Genomic DNA, 15,586 nt, shown 5'->3' with positions numbered 1-15,586 from the left:
CGGGCCGGCCTGCGGCCCGCATGTCCTCAAACGCCGGACAGGCTGAGAGGTCTCGCCCCACCCAACCGTGGCAGCGCGCCTGGACCGCCGGGCCGGCCTGCGGCCCGCACGTCCTCAAACGCCGGACGGGCTGAGGGACATCGGCCCACGCAACCGCAGCGGCAACCCTGAGCCGCCCAACCGGCCTGCGGCCCGCGTGTCCTCAAACGCCGGACAGGCTGAGAAGTTTCGCCCCACCCAACCGTGGCAGCGATCCCGGACCACCGAGCCGGCCTGCGGCCCGCACGTCCTCAAACGCCGGACGGGCTGAGGGACATCGGCCCACGCAGCCGCAGCGGCGACCTCGGCTGCCCAACCGGCCTGCGGCCCGCTTGTCCTCAAACGCCGGACAGGCTGAGAGGTCTCGCCCCACCCGACCGTCGCAGCGCACCTGGCCCCCTGCACCCCACCGTTCTCAAGCGCCAAACGGGCTGGGAAGTCTCGACCCACCCATCAGCCCGTCCGGCGTTTGAGGACATGCGGGCCGCAGGCCGGCCCAGGAGCGTGGACGCCCATCGCATACGCAGCCCACCCATCAGCCCGTCCGGCGTTTGAGGACAAGCGGGCCGCAGGCCGGCCCGGCAGCCTGTGCTCCCGGTCGGGTAGTGTGGCCGCCGCGCGCCCGGTTGTGGGCGGATCGGGCTCGATGTCGAGGAGGTGGGACCCATCACCGCTGTATCAGGTCGGGTGCTCTCTCTTGACGACCGTACGGTCCACTTGGCATAGGTGAGTCCGCGAGAGCACCCTTCGGCATCCCGAAAGGCTCTCATGTCGGCTTCCGCCACACCGCTTTCCCTGTCCGTGATCGTCACCACGCTGCGTACCGCCGGGTGCGTATTCGCCGAGGACGAGGCGCGGTTGCTCGTCTCCGCCGCTGCCGATCCGGCCGAACTGGCCGCCCTGGTGGACCGCCGGGTCGCCGGGCTGCCGCTGGAGCACGTGCTCGGCTGGGCCGAGTTCCGGGGTCTGCGGATCGCCGTCGACCCCGGCGTGTTCGTCCCGCGCCGGCGTACCGAGTTCCTGGTCGAACAGGCCGTGTCGGTGGCCCGCCCCGGCGCCGTCGTGGTCGACCTGTGTTGCGGCTCGGGCGCGCTCGGCGCGGCCCTGGTCGCGGAGGTCGCCGATGTCGAGGTGTACGCCGCCGACATCGACCCGGCCGCGGTCCGGTGCGCGCGGCGCAATCTCCGCGCGGACCGGGTCCACCAGGGCGATCTGTACACGCCGCTGCCCGCGTCGTTGCGCGGCCGGATCGACGTACTGATCGCCAACACGCCGTATGTCCCCACCGAGGAGATCCAGTTGCTCCCCTCGGAGGCCCGGATCCACGAGCCTCGGGTGGCCCTGGACGGTGGCTCGGACGGCCTCGACGTGCAGCGCCAGGTCGCCGCCGAGGCGCTCGACTGGCTGGCCCCGGGCGGCCGGTTGCTGGTCGAGACGAGCGAACGGCAGACCGCGCTTACCGTGGAGGTCTTCCGGCGCGGCGGCCTACTGCCGAGGGTGGTCGAGTCGGCGGAATGGCACGCGACCGTCGTAGTCGGCACCCGGCCGACCGCCGGGTAGCCGGGCCGGGGGACGGCCGAGGCGACGGGCGACGGGGGACGGAACGACCCGGCGCCCGAACCAACTTGTCGGGATCGTCTCGACCTCCCCCGATCGGCCGCTTAGGATCGAATACAGGGCATCGCACGTCGGTCACCGGCCGGGTGAGGCGCGGAGGTGCCCGTGAGATTGCCCGTTTTGGAGGCATTCCACAGTGTCGGTCGAGTTGAATCACACCATCATTCACGCACGGAACAGCCGTGAGTCGGCGGAGTTCCTGGCGCACATCCTGGGTCTGACCGTGGGCGACCAATGGGGTCACTTCATTCCCGTCGCCACGGCCAACGGCGTCACGTTGGACTACATGACCAGCACCGCCGAGACGATCACGGTCCAGCACTACGCGTTCCTGATCTCCGAGGAGGAGTTCGACGCGGCGTTCGAACGGCTGCAGAAGACCGGTGTCGAGTACTACGCCGATCCGAGCATGTCGAGTCCGGGGCAGATCAACCATCACTATGGCGGCCGGGGCGTCTACTTCCTGGATCCGACGGGTCACGCCATGGAGATGATCACCCAGCCGTACGACACCAGCGGCTGAGCCGGCCCGGGTGCGGGGTGGGCCGATTCCGGCCCGCCCCCGCCCGGTCAGCCGGTGACCGCTCCGTCGCGTTCGGCGCCGGCCCCAGCCTCGACGCGGGCCTCGACGCCGGCCCCGGCTTCGGCGCCGTCGAGTGGGCAGTCCATCCCGGTGTCGAGTTCCTCGATCCCGGCCTCGTCCGCCGCCTCGGTCCCTTCCCCCTCCCCCGCTGCCACCGCCGCCCGCGCGCTCGCGCAGACCACGCCCAGGCTCTCCCGGATCGCCCCGCCGATCTCGGCCAACGAGTTCACCTGCGCCGGGGTGAGCACATCGAACAGGTATCGCCGCACCGTCGCCGCGTGCGTCGCCTCGGCCGCGTCCAGCGCCGCCTGCCCGGCGTCGGTGAGGTGGGCGAGCCAGCCCCGCCGGTCCCCCTCGGCCGGGCAGCGGGACACCCAGCCCGACTTCTCCATGGCGGTCACCGCGTGTGACAACCGGCTGCTCGACGACAATGCCGCAGCGGCCAACTCGCTCATCCGCATCCGCCGCTCCGGCGACTCCGCGAGCAGGCCCAGGATCTCGAAATAGGTCATCGGCATGCCCGCCTCACGGCGCATGAGCCGGTCCAGATGGGCCGCGAGTTCCCTGGTCCCGGTGAAGTACGACCCCCAGATCCGTTGCTCCGAGGTGGTCAGCCGGTCGTCGTCGTTCATGGGGACAGCATACGTCTTGTTGAACACTCAACTTATGGGTACTATCTTGCTGAGCGTTCAACAAGCCGCACCGCAACGATCAGCCGCAAGAATCCGACGCAACAATCCAAGGAGTCACCATGACCACCTCCGTCGACACCATCCCCGGCTACGTCGCGGGCGCCTGGACCATCGACCAGGTCCACTCGGACGTCTCGTTCTCCGTACGTCACCTGGGCGTGGCCAAGGTCCGCGGTCGCTTCGACACGTTCGAGGGCTCGATCGTCACCGCCGAGAACCCGCTCGAGTCCTCGGTCACCGCCACCATCGAGACCGCGTCGGTGAACAGCAACAACAAGATGCGCGACGACCACATCCGCAACGAGGACTTCCTCGACACGGACAACTTCCCGCAGCTGACCTTCGTGTCCACCGGCATCCGGGCCGAGTCCTCGGTGGTCTACCAGGTGGACGGCAACCTCACGCTGCGCGGCGTGACCAAGCCGGTCACCCTCGAGCTCGAGCTCAACGGCTTCGGCTCCGGCTTCGACGGCAGCCCGGTGGCCGGCTTCACCGCCACCACCGAGATCAGCCGCGGCGACTTCGGCGTCACCGGCGGCCCGGCCGGCGCGGCGGTCGGCGACAAGATCACCATCGTGCTCGAGATCGAGGCCAAGCAGGCGTGACCCCCGGGTCAGGCGTGACCCCCGGGTGTGGACGGTGCTTCGGCGGCACCCGCCGCCGAAGCACCGCAAACCCCCGGTCCCGGCCCGCCGACCACCCCGAACCCTCGGGGGCTCGGCGGACCGGGACCGAGAGCATGACCGAGACCATGACCGGGACCGAGACCAGGACCGAGATCGGGACCGGGACCGGACGCCGACCCCAACCCGTCGCGTGCCCAGGGCCAGGGCCGGCGGCAGCGGCAGCGGCAGCGCGGCCCCCGGCAACGTCCGTCGAGTGCACCGCATTCGGTCAGGAGACCCGCTCACCCGCGACCGGGTTGCCCGCCCATCGGGTGCCGGCCGGGACCGTCTCACCGCGCATCACCAAGGACGCGGGGCCGATCGACGCGTGCGCGGCCACCACCGTGCCGGGCAGCACGATCCCGTGCGGGCCGAGCGAGGCGCCCGCCGCGAGTTCGACCGTGTCCAGGCGCATGATCCGGTCGTGGAACAGGTGCGTCTGGAGCACGCAGCCCCGGTCCACGCCGGCGCCGTCGCCGAGGCTGATCAGGTCGGACTCGGGCAGCCAGTAGGTGTCGCACCACACGCCCCGCCCGATCCGCGCGCCGAGGCTGCGCAGCCACCAGTTGAGCATCGGCGTGCCCAGGAACGAGCGGGCCATCCACGGCACCGCGAGCGATTCCACGAACACGTCGTACAACTCGTTGCGCCACACGAAGGACGACCACAGCGGGTGTTCGCCGGTCCGGAAGCGGCCCACGAGGAGCCACTTCGCGGCTGTCGCGATGGACGCGGCGACCATCGCCGCGGCCAGCAGTATCGGCGCGCTGGCCAGTGCGGCCAGACCCAACCCGCCCTCGTCGAAGGCACTTTCCTGGGCGAGTACGACGGCCTCCACCAGGAGTAGTGCGCACATCATCGGGAACAGCCGGCACAGTTCCACCGCCATTCGCGCGGCGATCAGCCGGCGGCCCGGAGCGAATGTGCGGCCCGGGTCGACCGTGGTGGCCACCCGGGGCAGCGGCAGCGCGGGCCGGCCCAGCCAGGACGAACCCGGCTCGCTGTGCGCGGGCGCGTCGGAGAGCACCCCGATCAGGCCGTTCTCCGGCACCTCGCGACCGCCCGCGACGATCCCGGAGTTGCCCACGAAGGCCCGCCGGCCGACGGTCACGGTGTCCAACCGCAGCCATCCGTCGCGCAGTTCGTACGGTGCCACGAGCGTGTCGTCGGCCAGGAAGGCGCCGTCCTCGATCCGGGTCAGCGACGGCAGGGCGAGCACCGTGGAGATCTCCGTACCGCGTCCCACCCGCGCGCCGAGCAGCCGCAGCCACACCGGGGTGGCCAGGCTCGCATAGATCGGGAACAGGCTGGCCCGCGAGCCGTCCAGCAGCCGGGTGACCAGCCAGGCCCGCCAGGCGACCGGGCCGTACTGCGGGTGCAGGCCCGGAGTGATGCCGCGCCCGAGCAGCCGTACGGCGGTGGTGAGTACGACCAGCCAGCACAGTACGCCCACGGGTGCCAGGACCGGCGCGGCCAGGAGCAGCCGCACGGTCGCCGCGGACAGCGTTGCGCAGTTGCGGACCAGCCAGAAGACCGCGGCCAGGAGCGGAACGGCGGCGACGAACGCCAACACGGGGGTCACGGCCAGTCCGAGCGGATAGGCCAGCCGCCACCGCAGCGGCCGCTCGGCGACACCGGGTGCGGGCCGCTCGGCCGGCCCCGCCGGTCGGGCCGGCGAACCGACCCAACTCTCCCCGTCCGGGATCGTCCCGGACAGGCAACCCCCGGAGGCCAGTTCGGCATGGCGACCGACGGCCGCCCCGGGGAGCAGCGTGCTGCGGTGGCCGACCCGGGCGCCGGTGCCGACCCGGACCGTGCCCACCCGCAGCCGGTCCCCGTCCAGCCACCACCCGGAGATGTCCGCCTCGCGCTCGACCCCGCACCCGGTGCCGAACTCGCCGAGTCCGGTCACCGGCGGCATGGTGTGCAGCGCGACGTGGCTGCCGACCCGGCAGCCCAGCGCGCGGGCGTAGACCGCCGCCCACGGGGTGCCGAGCAGGGAACGTACGCCGAAGGTGGCGGCCACCCGCTCGGCGGTCCACAGGCGCAGATGCGTCGAGCCGCCGCGCGGATACTCCCCCGGTCGTACGCCCCTGGTCAGTACCCGGGCCGCGCCCGCGCCGATCACCAGCCGCGCCGGCATGCTGCTCAACACGAACCAACCGAGCAGCACCAGCCACCACGACGTGTGCGGCGCCCAGTGCTCCGGCGCGACCATGCCGAACAGGTTGTCCGCGGCGGCGAGGGCGACCAGGCCGCGCAGCCCGACCACGCCGTACAGGCCGGTCTGGACGAGGAACTGGTAGCCGCCGGCCCGGCGCGGCACCGGGCGCATCTCCCGGGCGGCCTGCTCGGTGTGCGTCGCCGCGTCCAGGTGCGCGGCCATCCCGGCCAGGGTCGGGTGCCGGTACAGGTCGGCCACCGACACGCCCGGGTGCCGCTCGCGCAGCGTGGAGGCCAGCCGGGCGGCGGCCAGGCTGGTGCCGCCCAGCGCGAAGAAGTCCGCGTCCGCGCCGGGCCGCACACCGAGCAGCCGGGTCCAGTCCTCGGCCAACCGCCCCGCGGTGCCGTCGAGTTCGTCGGACGTCGCGTCGGGGGTCGAGTCCAGCGGCCAGGGCAGCGCGTTCCGGTCCACCTTGCCGGAGGTACGGGTGGGCAGCGCGTCGACCTCGGCCAGCACCGGGACCAGCGCCACCGGGAGCCGCTCGGCCAGTCGCAATCGGGCCGCGGCCCGGTCGAAGCCGGGCCCGTCGGCGGTCGGGTCGGTGACCACGTAGCCGACCAGGACCTCACCGCCGGCGGGGGTCTTGCGCACCGCCGCCGCCGCGCCGAGCACGCCGGGCAGCGCACCTAGCGCGGCGTCGATCTCGCCCAGTTCGATCCGCCGACCGCCCACCTTCACCTGGTCGTCGGCCCGGCCCAGGAAGACCAGGCCGGCGGCGTCGGCCCGGACCAGGTCGCCGGTGCGGTACGCGCGCTCGGTCGCCAGTGCGGCGCTGGGTCGAAACCGGTCGGCGTCCTTGGCCGGGTCCAGGTAGCGGGCGGTGCCGGCGCCGGCGATCACCAACTCGCCCTCGCCGCCGAACGGGACGGGCCGGCCGGTCTCGTCCACGACCGCCAACCGCCAGCCGGCCAGGGGCAGGCCGATCCGGACCTGGCGGTGTGGCCGCAGCCGGGTCGCGCAGGCGACCACGGTGGTCTCGGTCGGGCCGTAGGTGTTCCACATCTCGCGCTCGGGCGCGGCGGCGAAGCGGGTGACCAGTTCGGCGGGGCAGGCCTCGCCGCCGACGATCAGCAGCCGCACGGCGGCCAGCGCGTCGTCCGGCCACAGCGCGGCCAGGGTGGGGACGGTGGAGACGACGGTGATCCCGCGCTCGACCAGCCAGGGGCCCAACTCGTGTCCGGCGCGGACCAGCGCGCGGGGCGCGGGGACCAGGCAGGCGCCGCGGCGCCAGGCCAGCCACATCTCCTCGCAGGACGCGTCGAAGGCCACCGAGAGACCGGCCAGGACCCGATCACCGGGGCCCAACGGGCGGCCCCGGAGGAAGAGTTCGGCCTCCGCGTCGACGAAGGCGGCGGCGTTGCGGTGGGTGACCGCGACGCCCTTGGGGGCGCCGGTGGAGCCGGAGGTGAAGATGATCCACGCGTCGTCGTCGAGGGTGGGCGCGCCGGTGCGGGCCGGGGTTCGGGGGGCGTCGGGGATGGGCGCGCCGGTCAGCACGGTACGGACGCCGGCCTCGCGGAAGACGGTGGCGGCGCGTTCGTCCGGGTCGTCCGCGTCGACCGGGACGTAGGCGGCGCCGCAGCGCAGTACGGCCAGGATCGACAGGTACAGCTCGGCGGTGCCGGACGGGATACGAATGCCGATCCGGTCGCCGGGTCCGAGGCCGGCCTCGGCGAGCCGGTGGGCGCGGTGTTCGACCTCGGCGCGCAGCTGCCGGTAGTCGAACAGCTGGGTGCCGGTGTCCAGGGCCGGGGCGTGCGGGTGGGCGGCGGCCGTGGCGTCGAGGATGTCGAGCAGGGTGCGCGGGGTGGGCGCGGGCGAGCCGACGTACACCGCGACGCCCTCGGGTGGTTTTCCGGGGCGGGCCCGGTGTCGACCGGGCGGGTGTTGCGGGTCGTGGGGGTGGTGCGGGTCGCGAGGGTCGTGCGGGCGGTGTGGCTCGTGCGAGTGGTGCGGGTCGTGCGGTCCGGTGGGGCCGGTGGGCTTGCCGGACGGGTTCGTGGACGAGGCCGTGGACGGAGCAGAGCCGGGCAGGTGCATGGGCGGTTCTCGGTTCTCGGTTCGTTCGAATCGGGTCGGCACGTCGTGTCGCGTGTGGTGCGTGTGTCGCATGTGCGGTGTGTGCCGCCGGCGCTTCTGGTGCGCCGGACATCCAACCGAACGGGCACCGGGGAAATCGAGTTCCGATCCCTGTACCAACAATAGGTAATTCGAACATCCGAAAACCCGACCGCCGAAACGGTTCCCCGGTTGTTTCCACCGGGTTACCCCATTGGACGTTAGGCCGTCATGACTAACTCTTGGGATGTTCCAGACTTTCTTTTCGTAGCAGTACAGGGCCATCCGGGGTGGTCGTTGCTCACTGCATCGATCTACATCGATCTACATCGATCCGGACACGCGCGTCAGCGGCCGGGTCCCGGCCAGGTCGACGCGCAGTGTGGGGGTGTCGGTGTAGTGGATCGATTCGATGCCCAGGGCGCGGGCGGCGTCCAGGTTCTCCTTGCGGTCGTCGATGAACACGAGTTCGCTCGGGCGCGCGTCCAGTCGCTCGCACAGGTGCCGGTAGATGCGCGGGTCGGGTTTGGCCAGCCCCAGGTCGGCGCTGAACACCCGATGGCGGAACAGCCGGGCCCAGTCCTGTCGTTCGATATGCCGGGCCATTTCGACCGGGGCGTTGGACAACAGCGCGAGCGCCACCCCCCGATCGGCGAGCGCGGCCAGTTCGGCCAGCAGGTCGAGGGTGTCCTGCTTCAGATGCATCCAGACGGCGATGTCGCCGGCCACCAGGAGCTCGAGTCGGTCCGGATCCGGACCCGGTCGGCCCAGTCGGGCACACACCCCGTGCCAGAACGCGGCCGCATCCGTGGTGCCGGCGTCGTAGGCGAGGCGATCGGGCCAGTACGCGGGCCAGAACTCGGCGGGGGTGGCCCCGACGGCGGCGGCCAGCGCCTCGCTTGCCGGATCGGGCGGCGGTACGCAGATGACGCCGCCGAAGTCGAAGACGATCCACTCGGTGGGAGTGGGCCCGGTGGGGGTGGGCGCAGTGGGAGTGGGCATGGGGGCTCCTTGGTCGCTCGGTTGGTGGTGTGCGGCAACTTCGGTACGGTGGCGCCGAGTTCGGTGGCTCAGCCGCAGCAGAACGGGTTGTCGCACGGGCGCCCCACCTCGCTGCCGTAGGCCACGAAGCCGCGGATCGGGGTGAGTACCTCCTCGGCGATCCGGGTTTCCAGCACGGGTGACGCCGGGTCGGACGGATATTTCCATCCCGAGGGCAGGTCGTCGAGATCGAAGCGCCGGACGCCGCCGACGAACAGGGTCCACGGCGGGTGGTCCGGGAAGCCGTTGATCCGCAGGATCCACCACGTGCCGTCGACCGCGGCGGCGACGGGGAAGTACACGTTGCCGGTACGTCGCCACCGCGGCCTTGCCGCGAGTTCGGGGTGCGCCATACCTCAAGTGTCCCGTGCCGGTTCCCCGGTTGGTTCACTCCGGCAGGTAACGCGCAGTGCCCGGTCAGGAGTTCGTGACGGTGAGGGTGGTGAAGGTGACCCGGCCGCCGTCGATGCCGGGGGCCGAGCTGTCGATGTCCTGTTCGTAGTCGCCGGCGGCGAAGCGCAGGTCGGCACCCTCGAACGGCGCGGGGAGCGTGGTGTCCGCGCTGCCGGAGGTGCCGGCCGGCACGTCCGTCGCGGTGAAGCTCAGCCGGTCGCCGGGGCCGGCGGTGATGTCATAGCTGAACCGGGTGTGCGGGGAGACGCCGGTGAGCAGCTTGAAGTCGTGGCCCTGGCTGCCGGATCGGGCCTGCTTGACCTCGACGTCGATGGTGCCCGCCCGGTAGTGCAGCATCACGAACGGCACTGCGGCGATCGCCCCGCCGCCGTGGATCTGACCGACGATGATGTTCTGCGAGTCGGGTGCCTGATCCACCGTCAATTCGGCATGCATGGTGTGTGTACCGGTACCGCCCGCGAAGTCGGTGCGGTGTACCAGCTCGGTGCGCGAGTGCTGGGAGTTGGCGGTCTTCGCAGCGCCCGCCGGGGCCCAGAAGGTGAGGCTGTGGTCCGGGCCCTCGGTCAGCCAGGGCGCCTTGAGGACGGCGGGCGAGATGCTCGCGGCCTTGCCGGTGGGCGCGCCGTCGGCGTTCACGGGGAGGATCAGCGACCAGTCGGACAGGGCGATGGGGGCGGCCGGGGCGGACTTGGCCGTGGGTGCGGCGGGTGCGGTCGGCGGGGCGGGTGCGGTCGGCGTGCTGTGCGTCTTCCGGCTCGACGTGGACGAGCAGCCCGCGAGCAGGAGGCCGACGCAGGCCAGGTGGGCGGCGGTGCGGGTGGTGCGGCGGAGCGGCATCGGCGGCGACCTCGGCATGCTGTGCCGACCGGGTGTCGGGCGTGGCCGCCGCAGTCTACGCAGATCCGGATAGGGTCGGGCCGGTGCCGCCCGGACGGGTCGGCCGGTGTGCACGGGAAGGGCGAACGACGTGTCACAGGCGAGCTTTTCGGGAGTCAGCCACATCGCGCTGAACGTGCGCGACGTGGCCGCGTCCGTACGCTGGTATCGCGAGGTGCTGGATTTCGTGCCGCTGTTCCCGTGGAATACCGACGACTTCGATCGGCAGCTGATCCGTCATCCGAGCGGCGTGGTCCTGGCGCTGACCCGGCATCACCACCCGGACGCGGGCACCGGATTCGACGAGCGCCGGACCGGCCTCGACCACCTCGCGTTCACCGTGGACAGCCGGGCCGAACTGGACGCGTGGGCGGCCCGGTTGACCGCGGCCGGGGTCACCCACTCCGGCGTCACGGTCACCCCGAAGACGGGCTTCACGCTGCTCGCGTTCCGGGACCCGGACGACATCCAACTCGAGCTCTACCTCGGATAGCCGCGCGCACCGAGCGGGAAATCCCGTTGGTCGGCTCGGCGATCGGGCCGCCTGCTCAGACCGGGGTCGGCGTCGGGGCCGCGCGTGGTGGGCGGATGCCCAGGACCGCGCACGCGGCCACCACCGCCGGGCCGACCAGGGGGCGCAGGTCGTCGTAGCCCTCCAGCGCGGCCAGTGGCACGGTCAGCGCCGCCAGTGCCGCGATCGCGCGCACCTCGCCCGCCGTGTCGCCCACGGCGCTCCCGCGCACCAGCGCCAGCTGGGTACGCCGCCGGCACTCCATCACCCGGGCACCGAGGACCGGCTGGGACTTGAAGGTGCGGTCGAACAGCAGGACGGCGAGCAGGCGTCGGTCGGCCGCGTAGAGTTCGCCCATCGCAAGCAGCAGTTCCCGGGTCGCGGCCGGTGAACCGGCCTGGCCCTCGGCCCGGTCCAGGATCGCCTCCAATGCCTCCGCGGTCGGCTCGACCAGGTCGGCGAGGATCTCGTCCTTGGTCCGGAAGTAGTAGTAGAGGGCGGCCTTGGTCACGCCCATCGCGTCGGCGATGTCCTGGAGCGTGGTCGCGCCGTAGGTCTTGTCGGCGAACAACGTCAGGGCGGTCTCGCGGACCCGGCGCCTGGTGTCGCCTCGTTGGCCGGTCACGTGCGACTCCTCCCGAGCGCGTCGGACGGCTCGTTTCGTTGCCTGCCTGTTGCCTTCGCCGGCTTGTTCCGCGGTATCGCGGTGGTATCGCGCCAGGCGTCCGACACCTTTATCCACCGTACGGCCAGTAGAAACTACGCCCCACGTAGTACGGGTGTCCAGAACTTCGGAAGGACATACGAGCGGTCGCGGGCAGTGGATACTTTTTACTGTCCGGCTAGTAGAAACCTGCTGCCGGTCGGGCCTGCGTCCTGTCCCACGCCTGCCCTTTCCCCTGCTTCCCACCTGCCGCGTCGTCCTTGCTGTCGCGTGCGCCCCGGCAAACCCGGCGACACCCGTCGCCCCGGGTCGATCACGCCCGTCTCGTCCCGACTCGCACGAGCCTGGAGACCTTTTTTCATGGCCACTTTCCTGTATCGACTCGGTCGGACCGCGTTCCGGCGCAGGCGCCTGGTCGTCCTGCTCTGGGTGGCGATCCTCGCCCTGGTCGGGTTCGGCGCCTCGACGGCGTCCGCGCCCGCCGAGAAACCCTTCACGGTGCCCGGCATCGAGGCGCAAAAGGCCACCGACCTGCTGTCGGAACGCGCACCCGAGGCGGCGGCCGGCGGCGCGAGCGCGCGGATCGTCTTCCGCGCCCCGGTCGGCCAGCAGATCGACTCGGCCCAGAACAAGGCGGCCGTGGAGAAGGTGGTCGGCGCGCTCACCGGCACCCCGCAGGTGGCCGGCGCCGCCGACCCGTTCACGGCCGGCACGGTCAGCAAGGACCACACCACCGCATACGCGGCCGTGGCCTACCACGACTCGGCCGCCACCCTGAAGGACAGCACCCGGAACACCCTCGCGCACGCGGCGCAGCAGGGCCGGGACGCGGGCCTGACCGTCGAGGTCGGCGGCGACGCGCTCAAGGACGACTCCGGGCCGGGCAACGGCGAGATCATCGGCATCGCGATCGCGGCCGTGGTGCTGGCCATCACGTTCGGCGCGATGGTCGCAGCCGGTCTGCCGTTGCTCACCGCGCTGCTCGGGGTCGCCGTCGGCGTCGGTTCGATCACCGCCCTCGCGGGTGTCTTCGACCTCTCCCCCACCACCTCGACGCTGGCGATGATGCTCGGCTTGGCGGTGGGCATCGACTACGCGCTGTTCGTGGTCTCGCGCTATCGCAACGAGCTGACGAAGGGTCACGAACCAGAGGACGCGGCCGGTCGGGCGGTGGGTACCGCCGGGTCCGCGGTGGTCTTCGCCGGGCTGACGGTGGTGGTCGCGCTCGCCGGGCTCGCGGTGGTCAACATCCCGATGCTGACCGAGATGGGCCTGGCCGCGGCCGGTACCGTCGCGGTCGCCGTGCTGGTCGCGCTCACCTTCGTACCGGCCATCCTGGGCTTCGCGGGCAAGCGCATCTTCGGCCGCAAGGACCGCAAGCGCCTGGCCCAGCGCCAGGCCGAAGCGGCTGCCGGCGGCACCGGTCACCGACGCTCGGACGACAAGCCGAACATGGGCACCCGCTGGGCCCGGTTCGTCCTGCGTCGCCCGGTGGCGGTGCTGGTGTTCTCCGTACTGGGCCTGGGCGCACTCGCGATCCCGGTGGGCAGCATGCAGTTGGGCCTGCCGGACGACGGCATACGCTCGACCGACACCACCCAGCGGCGCGGCTACGACCTGCTGACCGAGAGCTTCGGCCCCGGCTTCAACGGGCCGCTCCTGGTGGTGGTGGACGCCGCGAAGAACAACAACGCGAAGGTCGCCGCCACCGAGGTCACCCAGGCGCTCGGCAAGGTCAAGGGCATCGCCTCGGTCGCACCCGCCACCTTCAACAAGGCGGGCAACACCGCGATCATCGAGGTCACGCCGAACTCGAAGCCCAGCAGCGAGGCCACCAAGAACCTGGTGCACGCGATCCGGGACACCGCGGACCAGACCCGGGCGCGCACCGGTGCGGACACCCTGGTCGGCGGCATGCCGGCGCTGAACATCGACTTCTCCCAGCGGCTCAACGACGCGCTGCTCCCGTACCTGGCCCTGGTGGTCGGCCTCGCGGTGCTGCTCCTGATGGCGGTGTTCCGCTCGGTGCTTGTCCCGCTCAAGGCGGCCGGTGGCTTCCTGCTCTCGGTGGTCGCCTCGCTCGGCGCGGTGGTCGCGGTGTTCCAGTGGGGTTGGTTCGGCAGCCTGATCGGGGTCGAACAGACCGGGCCGATCATGAGCATGATGCCGATCTTCCTGGTCGGCATCGTGTTCGGACTGGCCATGGACTACGAGGTGTTCCTGGTCACCGGGATGCGCGAGGCGTACGTGCACGGCGAGAGCCCGAAGGAGGCGATCGTCAGCGGCTTCAAGCACGGCGCACGGGTGGTCACGGCGGCGGCGCTGATCATGATCGGGGTGTTCGCCGGCTTCATCGGGGCGCCCGAGTCGATGGTCAAGATGATCGGCTTCGGGTTGGCCTCGGCGGTGCTGTTCGACGCCTTCGTGGTCCGGATGACGATCGTGCCGGCGGTACTGGCGCTGCTGGGCAAGTCGGCCTGGTGGCTGCCGGGTTGGCTGAGTCGGCTGATCCCGAACGTGGACGTGGAGGGCGAGAGCCTGCGCAGGTACCTGGGCGACGACAAGGCACCCGCCACGGCCGCGCCGATCGACCCGAGGGAGACCGACCCGGATCGGGACGCGGTGCGGGTCTGACCACTGGGCCGTAGTAAGTAGTAGGTATTGCCGTAGTAGGCAGTACAGGGAGGGTGTGTCCGGGCCGTTTCGACGGCTCGGGCACACCCTCCTCGACGTTGTCCGTGGTGCTTTGGCGCGGCTACCCGTCGGCCGATCGGGCGTGCACGTGGTCGGCCGTCGCACTCGCCGCCAGTACGACGGTCGCCGCGGTCAGGGCCGCCCAGCCGGCCCCGGCGGACAGCGCGGTCGCCGGGAGTACGACCACCGCGGCGAGCAGGCGCGTCCCGGTCGGTCCGGTGGCCAGGACATGCCGGTGCCACGCGTGGCCGAGCAGGAAAGTGGCCGCGCCCGCGCCCAACCACCACCGGTCGGTTTCGCCGCCCAGGTGGTGGATGGCATCCGAGATGCCGGCCGCGACCAGTACGATCCCGGCGATCATCACCGCGTGGGCCAGGCCGAAGGCCACGTAGCCGAGCATCTGGCGGCGCTCCACGGATGCTTCGGACATCGCCCGCAGGGTGCGTTCCTCGTCGTTGCCGAAGTACGTCCACCAGATGCCGGTGGCGACCGCGATGCCGAGCAGGATGCCCCCCGCGAGCCTCCAGTCCACCGGCCGACCACCCGCACCGATCCCGACCGCCACCACCGATTCGCCGAGCACGATCAGGATGATCAGGCCGTGCCGCTCGACGAAGTGGTGCGGCTCGACCACGAAGCCGGTGATCCGGCCGATCACCATGGACAGGTACAGCACGAATACCGCCGCCGCCCAGCAGATCCAGGTACCGGTGGCCGGGAGGTGTGGCGCGATCAGGATCAGCGCGCCGCCGGCCGCGTTGAACGGCCCGAGGCGCCGGATGCCGGCGCGGGTCGCGGGCTCGGACGAGGTCAGGAACAGTGCGACGTGCATCGCCACGGCGACCAGGAAGGCCAGGCCGAACGCCCAGCCGTCGGGGTCGAACGCGTACGGCAGGTCCAGGCCCATCACGAAGAACGACGTCATGGTGAGCGCCAGGAGCAGCCGCACCACCGTCGCGTCCGGGCGGACCGCGTTGGTCAGCCAGCTGAACGCGCCGAACATCCACCACATCGCGGCCAGCGGCAACATCCCCTGGAACAGCCCGGACCAGCCCGGGTGCGCCTCCACCTGGTGGGTGGCCTGGGTGAGCACGAAGACGAAGACGAGGTCGAAGAACAGCTCGATCGGGGTGACGCCGGTGGCCGCTTCGCCCACCTCGTCCGGGGGTTCGGCCGGGTCGTACGGAAGTTCCGGAGGTATCGGCGACGCTGGTTCGACGGGCAACGGGGTCGGGTCGGGTCTCATGCGTTCACTTTCGTGCGGGCGCTGCGTGGCCGCGGGCGCTGCGTGCTGCGAGCGCGCCCATCATCACCGTGGCGCACGATCGTGGACAGCGGGTTTCGGTCGCTTTCGCGGTCGGCGTAGCCGGGCGGGCCGCGCTCGATCCGCACAAGTCCTGTGGGAGTGCTGTGGGGGTGCTGTGAGCGTGCTGCGAAGGTGCAGCGTGCTGCGAAGGTGCTGTGAGCGTCCTGCGGCGGACCGGATTGCGGTCCGCCGCAGGACTCCT

General features: G+C 71.7%; 12 protein-coding genes. 5 read left to right on the top strand and 7 right to left on the bottom strand.

Annotated elements, in window-relative coordinates:
• Nucleotides 1–807 precede the first annotated feature (807 nt).
• Complete coding sequence (locus tag ABIA38_RS26290; protein WP_424641299.1) at nucleotides 808–1,599, top strand: putative protein N(5)-glutamine methyltransferase; 792 nt, start codon at nucleotides 808–810, stop codon at nucleotides 1,597–1,599.
• A gap of 193 nt (nucleotides 1,600–1,792) precedes the next feature.
• Entirely contained in the window at nucleotides 1,793–2,179 is a 387-nt protein-coding gene (locus tag ABIA38_RS26285; protein ID WP_424641298.1) for a VOC family protein, read from the top strand.
• Between the two features lie 47 nt (nucleotides 2,180–2,226).
• On the opposite strand, the gene ABIA38_RS26280 is transcribed toward ABIA38_RS26285, so the two are convergent.
• Nucleotides 2,227–2,871 (bottom strand): MarR family winged helix-turn-helix transcriptional regulator, encoded by a 645-nt coding sequence (locus tag ABIA38_RS26280; protein WP_424641297.1) that lies wholly within the window; start codon nucleotides 2,869–2,871, stop codon nucleotides 2,227–2,229.
• A gap of 119 nt (nucleotides 2,872–2,990) precedes the next feature.
• On the opposite strand from ABIA38_RS26280, the gene ABIA38_RS26275 reads away from it, so the two are divergent.
• Complete coding sequence (locus ABIA38_RS26275; RefSeq protein WP_424641296.1) at nucleotides 2,991–3,536, top strand: YceI family protein; 546 nt, start codon at nucleotides 2,991–2,993, stop codon at nucleotides 3,534–3,536.
• A 289-nt stretch (nucleotides 3,537–3,825) separates the two neighbouring features.
• Here ABIA38_RS26275 and ABIA38_RS26270 read toward each other — a convergent pair whose 3' ends face one another.
• The 4 genes from ABIA38_RS26270 to ABIA38_RS26255 all read right to left on the bottom strand — a co-directional run bounded on the left by ABIA38_RS26270 (nucleotide 3,826) and on the right by ABIA38_RS26255 (nucleotide 10,170).
• Nucleotides 3,826–7,860 carry a Pls/PosA family non-ribosomal peptide synthetase gene (locus ABIA38_RS26270; protein WP_424641295.1) on the bottom strand — a complete coding sequence of 1,345 codons (4,035 nt, stop codon included), beginning with the start codon at nucleotides 7,858–7,860 and terminating at the stop codon, nucleotides 3,826–3,828.
• 342 nt (nucleotides 7,861–8,202) lie between these two features.
• A complete protein-coding gene (locus ABIA38_RS26265) occupies nucleotides 8,203–8,880 on the bottom strand; it encodes an HAD family hydrolase (RefSeq protein ID WP_424641294.1) in 678 nt (225 codons plus the stop codon).
• A gap of 68 nt (nucleotides 8,881–8,948) precedes the next feature.
• A complete protein-coding gene (locus ABIA38_RS26260; RefSeq protein ID WP_424641293.1) occupies nucleotides 8,949–9,272 on the bottom strand; it encodes a hypothetical protein in 324 nt (107 codons plus the stop codon).
• A 64-nt stretch (nucleotides 9,273–9,336) separates the two neighbouring features.
• Nucleotides 9,337–10,170 (bottom strand): polysaccharide lyase family 7 protein, encoded by an 834-nt coding sequence (locus tag ABIA38_RS26255; protein WP_424641292.1) that lies wholly within the window; start codon nucleotides 10,168–10,170, stop codon nucleotides 9,337–9,339.
• Between the two features lie 130 nt (nucleotides 10,171–10,300).
• On the opposite strand from ABIA38_RS26255, the gene ABIA38_RS26250 reads away from it, so the two are divergent.
• Nucleotides 10,301–10,702: a VOC family protein gene (locus ABIA38_RS26250; RefSeq protein ID WP_424641291.1), complete on the top strand. Its 402-nt coding sequence runs from the start codon at nucleotides 10,301–10,303 to the stop codon at nucleotides 10,700–10,702.
• A 55-nt stretch (nucleotides 10,703–10,757) separates the two neighbouring features.
• Here the strand turns inward: ABIA38_RS26250 and ABIA38_RS26245 are convergent, their stop codons facing one another.
• Entirely contained in the window at nucleotides 10,758–11,345 is a 588-nt protein-coding gene (locus ABIA38_RS26245; protein WP_424641290.1) for a TetR/AcrR family transcriptional regulator, read from the bottom strand.
• 399 nt (nucleotides 11,346–11,744) lie between these two features.
• Here ABIA38_RS26245 and ABIA38_RS26240 point away from each other — a divergent pair, with 399 nt between their 5' ends.
• Nucleotides 11,745–14,018, top strand: coding sequence for an MMPL family transporter (locus ABIA38_RS26240; protein ID WP_424641289.1), 2,274 nt, complete (start codon nucleotides 11,745–11,747; stop codon nucleotides 14,016–14,018).
• A 121-nt stretch (nucleotides 14,019–14,139) separates the two neighbouring features.
• Here ABIA38_RS26240 and ABIA38_RS26235 read toward each other — a convergent pair whose 3' ends face one another.
• Nucleotides 14,140–15,324, bottom strand: coding sequence for a low temperature requirement protein A (locus ABIA38_RS26235; RefSeq protein WP_424641288.1), 1,185 nt, complete (start codon nucleotides 15,322–15,324; stop codon nucleotides 14,140–14,142).
• Between the last annotated feature and the right edge of the window lie 262 nt (nucleotides 15,325–15,586).

Source organism: Embleya sp. AB8, assembly GCF_049739465.1.
Classification (GTDB): domain Bacteria; phylum Actinomycetota; class Actinomycetes; order Streptomycetales; family Streptomycetaceae; genus Embleya.
Note: the sequence above shows the minus strand (reverse complement) of the source record. Positions and strands in the feature narration are given on the sequence as shown.

Coding starts and splice junctions, on each gene's coding strand:
- ABIA38_RS26270 (WP_424641295.1), bottom strand. CDS start 7,860: ATGCACCTGCCCGGCTCTGCTCCGTCCACGGCCTCGTCCACGAACCCG.
- ABIA38_RS26275 (WP_424641296.1), top strand. CDS start 2,991: ATGACCACCTCCGTCGACACCATCCCCGGCTACGTCGCGGGCGCCTGG.
- ABIA38_RS26260 (WP_424641293.1), bottom strand. CDS start 9,272: ATGGCGCACCCCGAACTCGCGGCAAGGCCGCGGTGGCGACGTACCGGC.
- ABIA38_RS26240 (WP_424641289.1), top strand. CDS start 11,745: ATGGCCACTTTCCTGTATCGACTCGGTCGGACCGCGTTCCGGCGCAGG.
- ABIA38_RS26280 (WP_424641297.1), bottom strand. CDS start 2,871: ATGAACGACGACGACCGGCTGACCACCTCGGAGCAACGGATCTGGGGG.
- ABIA38_RS26290 (WP_424641299.1), top strand. CDS start 808: ATGTCGGCTTCCGCCACACCGCTTTCCCTGTCCGTGATCGTCACCACG.
- ABIA38_RS26255 (WP_424641292.1), bottom strand. CDS start 10,170: ATGCCGCTCCGCCGCACCACCCGCACCGCCGCCCACCTGGCCTGCGTC.
- ABIA38_RS26235 (WP_424641288.1), bottom strand. CDS start 15,324: ATGAGACCCGACCCGACCCCGTTGCCCGTCGAACCAGCGTCGCCGATA.
- ABIA38_RS26265 (WP_424641294.1), bottom strand. CDS start 8,880: ATGCCCACTCCCACTGCGCCCACCCCCACCGGGCCCACTCCCACCGAG.